This window comes from Corynebacterium tuscaniense (assembly GCF_008693065.1).
Taxonomy (GTDB): Bacteria; Actinomycetota; Actinomycetes; order Mycobacteriales; family Mycobacteriaceae; genus Corynebacterium; species Corynebacterium tuscaniense.
On the sequence record NZ_VXKH01000077.1, the window covers coordinates 1 to 6,406 of the forward strand.

Here is a 6,406-nt window from a genome sequence, read left to right on the forward strand (position 1 = left end):
CGCCGGCCAGCGCATCGCCGGCATGGGCTCCCGCGGCTGGTCCACTGGCTCCCACCTTCACTTCGAGGTCCACCCAGCCGGGGGCGACGCAATCGACCCGGCACCGTGGCTCGCCGAACGAGGCATTAGCCTCTAAAGTCGCGCACAGAACCTCATCCTCCTCCCGCCTTGGGACGGAGGATTTTTCTTTTGCCACCCCCAAAAACTACCCCCGCGCCCGACCGTCACATTAACAACATCTGCAACACTAGCCACTCTCGTATCCAGCTGTTTTGAAGGAATCTTTCGCACGTGCGAGCTAATTGCGCACGTCAGCTGACATAAATAGGCATTGATCAACGAGAAAAGCGCGGATAGCATGTTGCGAGTTGAAAATTCTCACATGTTTCCCTCAATCTCTCAAAAGGACGACATGAAAAAACGATTCATCGCCGGCGCCATCGCTCTGGCCATTCCGCTCGCGGCCCTGCCCGCCAATGCCTTTACCGTCTCTGTCAACGGCCAAGCCGTTGATGACCTCGCGCCTGCCCTGCCGGACCTTGGCAAGGCCCTCGACGACATCTTCACCAAGGGCGCCACGTTCTCCGCCGCCGGCTACAGCATCGTCTACGATCCGCGCATTCTGCCGCAGTACAACGAAGCGGAGGCCACGCCTGGCGTGACCACGAATACAGTCACGCCCCAGACTGGTGTTTCGCCGGCTGGACAGTCCGTCGTGATGCCGGCTGAAGGTCGCTTCACCTCTGGCTTCGGCCCGCGTTGGGGCTCAGTCCACCGTGGCATCGACATTGCCAACAACATTGGCACCCCGGTTAAGGCCGTGATGGACGGCACTGTGATCAACGCCGGCCCCGCCCAAGGCTTTGGCAAATGGGTGCGCCTGCGCCACGATGATGGATCCATCAGCGTGTACGGCCACGTGCATTCCTTCAACGTGCAGGTTGGTGAGCGCGTAACCGCCGGCCAGCAAATCGCCCAGATGGGTAATGAGGGCCGCTCTACCGGACCGCACCTACACTTTGAAATCCTGCCAGATGGTCAAACGCAGGTGGACCCGGTGCCGTGGTTCGCGCAGCGCGGCATCACCATCTAGAGCAGCGCCTTACAACTTCTCCATCGGCACGCCTCCGATGAGCATGAGGCGCACGGTTCCGCTGGAACCAAAGTCGATGGTGACGGTCTCCCTGGCCCCTGAACCATCGACGCTCATGACCGTGCCCAACCCATACTTCGCGTGGTTGACGCGGTCCCCCTTAGCCAGATGCAAATTCTTGTTGACCTTCATGCGGCTACCACCGCTGCGTGTCCGCATGGATTTGTGTGGTGTTGTCGGTGAGCTCCAGGCATCCGAGAAACCACCGTCGAAGGAGCGCTCCGGTTCCACCCGACGCCAGTCGATGAGGTCCTCTGGGACCTCTGCGAGGAAGCGACTGGCAGGGTTGGTTACCGGGCTGCCCCACGACGAACGCAGCATCGCCCGCGTGAGGTAGAGTTTTCGCCTCGCGCGGGTGATTCCTACATAAGCCAATCGACGTTCTTCGGCCAGCTCATCCGGGTCCCCCAAAGAACGCAAATGTGGGAACTGCCCATCTTCCCAACCAGTGACGAACACGATGGGAAATTCCAGCCCCTTCGCCGTGTGCAGCGTCATCATTGTGACCACACCTTGGCCTTCATCCGGAATTTGATCTGCATCAGCGACCAAGGAGACGCGCTCCAAGAACGCTTGGAGTGATCCCGGCGCGGGTTCTCCTTCCGCCACGTCAGCTGGTTCATCGCCCGGCATGGTTGCGTATGCCATCTGGTTAGCGGCATCGGAGGAGAATTCACGCGCCACCGATACCAATTCGTTGAGGTTGTCTAGGCGCGCGCCGTCCTGCGGATCATTCGAGGCTTCCAGTTCTGCCTTGTATCCGGTGACATCTAAGATGCGGGTTACCAGGCCACCTAGGTCCGGCATGCCGGTGACCTCATTGAGCAACTCGGGGATCTCAGCGATGAGCCCGTCGAGCATCTCCACGAAACCGCCGATGGCATTAGCGGTGCGGGATGCCACTCCGGGGACCTCCCCGGAAGCGACATCACGCAGAGCACGGCCAAAGCTGATCCCCTGGTTTTCCGCATGCAGTGCCACCATTGCTTGTGCTTTATCCCCAATGCCGCGCTTAGGCACGTTGATAATGCGACGCATACTCACGTCATCATCCAGGTTCTCCAGCACGCGCAGGTACGCGATGATGTCACGGATCTCACGGCGTTCATAGAAGCGCGTACCACCCACGACTTTGTAGGGAATCCCGGCACGAATGAAGATGTCCTCCAAAGCGCGGGAGGAATTATTCGTCCGGTACATCACCGCGATGTCGGAGTACTGCGCACCACGGTCCGTCAGGGCATCGATTTCACTAGCGACAAAGCGCGCCTCATCATGCTCATTATCCGCAACGTAGCCAATGATCTTGTCCCCCTCCCCCAAATCCGTCCATAGCTTCTTGGGGCGCCGGCCGACGTTTTGGGAAATCACGGCATTGGCTGCAGCGAGAATGTTCTGGGTCGAGCGGTAGTTCTGCTCCAGCAGGATCGTGGTGGCATTGGGATAGTCCCGCTCAAATTCCTCAATGTTTCGAATCGTCGCACCGCGGAAGGCATAAATGGACTGGTCCGAATCACCCACCACCGCGAGCTCCGGCGCCTGTGGTCCGTCCCCCACCAATGTGTGAATGAGCTCGTATTGTGCGTGGTTAGTGTCCTGGTACTCATCAACCAGCACGTGGCGGAAACGCCTGCGGTAGTACTCGAGCACTGGTGGGTGCTGCTTGAACAGCGCGACGACCTCCCCAATCAAATCGTCAAAATCCACCGCATTAGCGCCACGAAGGCGCCGTTGGTACTCCGCATACACGGCCGCCACCGTCACCTCAAACGGATTCTTCGTCGTAGTGGCCTGTGCCCGTGCTTCTTCGGGACCGATGAGCTCATTCTTGAGATTTGAGATCGCATTAGCCAGGGACCGCGGAGTGAACTTCTTCAGATCAAGGTTCATCTCTTTAGCGATCATGCCCAGCAACCGGCGCGAATCATCACTGTCATAAATAGTGAAGTTGCTGTTCAACCCCGGCACCAGCTGTGCCTGTTGGCGGAGGATGCGCACGCACACGGAGTGGAACGTAGCCACCCACATACGCTCCGCATGTGGCCCAATCAAACTCACCACACGGTCCCGCATTTCAGCGGCAGCTTTGTTGGTGAATGTGATAGCCAGGATCTCCCACGGAGCGACCGCCCGTTCCTGCAAAAGATAGGCAATACGCCGTGTCAAAACAGCGGTTTTGCCCGAACCCGCTCCGGCGACGATGAGTAGAGGTGAGCCAGAGTGTTCTACCGCAGCCTTCTGCTGCGGGTTAAGCCCCAGAGTTAAGTCAGTTCCCATGATGGATACCACCGTACTAGGCAGGTACGACACTGCCCTCCCCACGCTAGTTCATGCAGGCACATGGCAGAATGGAAGGCTATGGGCGAGGAGCAGTTTGAGATCAGGTACCCATCGGGGACGGATGACCCGTTGTCGGACGCGGAGATTCAACAGTATCGGCAGGAAATTGACCGGCTGGACCGCGTGATCTTGGACGCAGTGAAGCGCCGCTCCGAGATCTCCCGCGCCATCGGAAAAACTCGTATGGGATCGGGTGGCACACGCCTAGTGCACACCCGTGAAGTGGCCATCATCAACCAGTTCCGGGATGAACTGGGGGAAGAAGGACCAAACCTCGCCGCAATCCTGCTCAGGCTAGGGCGAGGGAAACTCGGCTAGAGGCCCACCAAGTGGGCCTCTAAGACAAAAAGTGGGCCTCTAAGGACAAAGGACGTGGGCCTCTAAGACAAGAAGTGGGCCCTAGTTTTGTTCGAGCGAATCGAGTACAACCTCGAATTCAAGCAGCTCTGCGCCGGTAGCCACCGGCTTGCGGGGCTGCTCCCCTTCTTTGTTGGCATGAGCGGCCTGGCCTTCGCCGGCCCACCATGCATCGTAGGACTCCTGGTCCGCCCAACGGGTGACCACGAAGTAGCGGTCCTCCCCCTTTACCGGGCGTAGTAATTGGAAGCCTTCGAAGCCTGGCTGACTGTCGATTGCGTGCTTGCGTGCCTGGAAACGCTCCTCGAGCTTTTCGCCAGCACCTTCAGGGACAGTGATTGCGTTAATTTTGACGATGCTCATGGCCCCATTATGACCCAAAATTTCACTAACCTGGGAGGCACACATTTATTTCCTCGATGATCAGCTCCCAAGGACACGCTATGACTGATTCCTCCGTCACCCCCTCCCGCGATATCACCCAGACCCAGGCATGGAAGAACTTGCAAAAACTTCATGCAGAGAAGAAAGCAATGACTCTGCGAGAGCTGTTTGACCGGGATGAGCAGCGTGCGCAGAAATACACGTTCGACGCCGCAGGCCTCCACGTCGACCTGTCCAAGAACCTGTTGGATGAGGACATCTTGGATGCCCTAGTGGCCCTGGCGGAAGAAGCCGACTTGAACCACGCAACGGAGCAGATGTTCCAGGGGGCTCATATCAACTCCACGGAGGACCGTGCGGTGCTCCACACCGCGCTGCGCCTGCCTGCGGAGGAGCATCTCACCGTCGATGGTCAGGATGTCGCCGCTGATGTGCACGAGGTCCTCGGTCGCATGCGAGATTTCGCGTCTAAGCTGCGCTCTGGTGCATGGTTGGGGCACACGGGCCACACCATTAAGAAGGTGGTCAACATTGGTATCGGCGGTTCAGACTTGGGGCCTGCGATGGCAGCCAGGGCCCTGCGCACCTACGCCACGGCGGGGATCACAGCGGAGTTTGTTTCCAATGTTGATCCAGCAGACATGGTCAGTGTCCTCGATGAGGCAGATCCGGGTGAGACGCTGTTCATCGTCGCCTCCAAGACTTTCACTACACAGGAAACGCTCTCCAATGCGCACGCCGCGAAGCGTTGGCTGTTGGAGCAGTTTGATGGGGATGAATCCGCCATCGCTAAGCACTTCGTGGCAGTGTCCACGAATGCAGAGAAGGTTGCGGAGTTCGGCATTGATACGGAGAACATGTTCCCGTTCTGGGATTGGGTTGGTGGCCGCTATTCCGTCGATTCCGCGATCGGCCTCAGCCTCATGGCTGTCATCGGCCCCCTCGATTTTATGCGTTTCCTCGAAGGCTTCCACACCATGGACGAGCACTTCCGTACCACCGACATCTGCGAGAACATCCCAGCTCTTATGGGCCTGTTGAACATCTGGTACCGCAACTTCCACGGTGCCGCCACACACGCAGTGCTCCCCTACTCACAGGACCTCGCGCGCTTCCCCGCGTACCTGCAACAACTCACCATGGAGTCGAACGGCAAGTCTGTGCTTATCGACGGCTCACCGGTCCCCACCGACACCGGAGAAGTCTTCTGGGGCGAACCAGGAACCAACGGCCAGCACGCATTCTTCCAGCTCATGCACCAGGGCACCTCCATGATCCCCGCTGACTTCATCGGTTTTGCCCGCCCGAAAGAAGACCTGCCCACCGCTACCGGCGAAGGCTCCATGCACGACCTACTCATGGGCAACTTCTTCGCGCAGACCAAGGTGCTGGCGTTTGGGAAGACGGTGGAAGAGGTGGAAGCGGGGGGCGTCGATAAGCAATTGGCCCCGCACAAAGTGATGCCTGGAAATCGACCGACAACGACGATCCTCGCAGACGAGCTCACGCCGCACGTACTGGGTGCGCTCATCGCTTTGTATGAGCACATCACGTTCACGCAGGGCGTGATCTGGGGTATCAACTCCTTCGACCAATGGGGTGTTGAACTGGGCAAAGCTCAAGCCAACGAGCTCGCCGCAGCCGTCTCAGGCGAGGAAGAACCCAATAGTGGGGACTCCTCCACCGACAACCTGATCACCTGGTACCGCAACCACGCTTGATGCGTGCCGCGTGAATCAAAACCGCTGCAAACCATAATAATTTGGTTTGCGGCGGATAAGCTAAGCCAGCATGGGCGATGCCGTTTCACGTGATTCCTACACCCCCAAGCAGCGGACGCGATACCGCCAACTGCTGCTTGATGACCTGGAGAGCTTCGACCGCCACCTCCAGGAGGCCGAATTTGTCGACCACGGCACGATCGGGTTGGAACTTGAGCTCAATCTCGTGGGCGACGATATGGCCCCGGCCGGATGTAATGAGGCCGTGCTCGGGGAACTGTCCGACGAGTACCAAACCGAAGTTGGCCGCTACAACGTGGAGCTCAACCACCCACCGCTCGCGCTGGCGGGGGACGGGCTGCGGCAGCTGCATGAGGGGCTCGATGTGCGGCTGGCGGCCGTGAATAAGGCGGCGCAGAAAGCCGGCGCGCACGTCGCGATGATCGGCACG

At 58.9% G+C, this 6,406-nt stretch carries 6 protein-coding genes and 1 pseudogene; 5 read left to right on the forward strand and 2 right to left on the reverse strand.

Going from position 1 to position 6,406, the window contains the following annotated elements:
* Positions 1 to 136: M23 family metallopeptidase (locus F4V54_RS09780; RefSeq protein ID WP_150387014.1), on the forward strand; the 136-nt coding region annotated here is incomplete at its 5' end.
* 276 nt (positions 137 to 412) lie between these two features.
* Positions 413 to 1,093 (forward strand): M23 family metallopeptidase, encoded by a 681-nt coding sequence (locus F4V54_RS09785; protein WP_102724440.1) that lies wholly within the window; start codon positions 413 to 415, stop codon positions 1,091 to 1,093.
* Positions 1,094 to 1,102: 9 nt separating this feature from the next.
* Here the strand turns inward: F4V54_RS09785 and pcrA are convergent, their stop codons facing one another.
* The gene (pcrA, locus tag F4V54_RS09790; protein ID WP_102724441.1) at positions 1,103 to 3,430 is read right to left on the reverse strand and encodes a DNA helicase PcrA; all 2,328 of its coding nucleotides are present in this window, start codon (positions 3,428 to 3,430) and stop codon (positions 1,103 to 1,105) included.
* Positions 3,431 to 3,493: 63 nt separating this feature from the next.
* Here pcrA and F4V54_RS09795 point away from each other — a divergent pair, with 63 nt between their 5' ends.
* Positions 3,494 to 3,811, forward strand: a complete 318-nt coding sequence (locus F4V54_RS09795; RefSeq protein ID WP_249041283.1) for a chorismate mutase — start codon at positions 3,494 to 3,496, stop codon at positions 3,809 to 3,811.
* 81 nt (positions 3,812 to 3,892) lie between these two features.
* Here F4V54_RS09795 and F4V54_RS09800 read toward each other — a convergent pair whose 3' ends face one another.
* Complete coding sequence (locus tag F4V54_RS09800) at positions 3,893 to 4,213, reverse strand: antibiotic biosynthesis monooxygenase family protein (protein WP_034666326.1); 321 nt, start codon at positions 4,211 to 4,213, stop codon at positions 3,893 to 3,895.
* 80 nt (positions 4,214 to 4,293) lie between these two features.
* Between F4V54_RS09800 and pgi the strand changes: the two genes are divergently transcribed.
* Together pgi and F4V54_RS09810 are read left to right on the forward strand one after the other, a co-directional pair.
* Positions 4,294 to 5,955 (forward strand): glucose-6-phosphate isomerase, encoded by a 1,662-nt coding sequence (pgi, locus tag F4V54_RS09805; protein ID WP_150387015.1) that lies wholly within the window; start codon positions 4,294 to 4,296, stop codon positions 5,953 to 5,955.
* Positions 5,956 to 6,025: 70 nt separating this feature from the next.
* A pseudogene (locus tag F4V54_RS09810) lies at positions 6,026 to 6,406 on the forward strand (glutamate--cysteine ligase); the annotation flags it as partial.

What these genes read in the sequence shown, in the direction of transcription:
- pgi (WP_150387015.1), top strand. Translation starts at nt 4,294, where the DNA reads ATGACTGATTCCTCCGTCACCCCCTCCCGCGATATCACCCAGACCCAG.
- F4V54_RS09785 (WP_102724440.1), top strand. Translation starts at nt 413, where the DNA reads ATGAAAAAACGATTCATCGCCGGCGCCATCGCTCTGGCCATTCCGCTC.
- F4V54_RS09800 (WP_034666326.1), bottom strand. Translation starts at nt 4,213, where the DNA reads ATGAGCATCGTCAAAATTAACGCAATCACTGTCCCTGAAGGTGCTGGC.
- pcrA (WP_102724441.1), bottom strand. Translation starts at nt 3,430, where the DNA reads ATGGGAACTGACTTAACTCTGGGGCTTAACCCGCAGCAGAAGGCTGCG.
- F4V54_RS09795 (WP_249041283.1), top strand. Translation starts at nt 3,494, where the DNA reads ATGGCAGAATGGAAGGCTATGGGCGAGGAGCAGTTTGAGATCAGGTAC.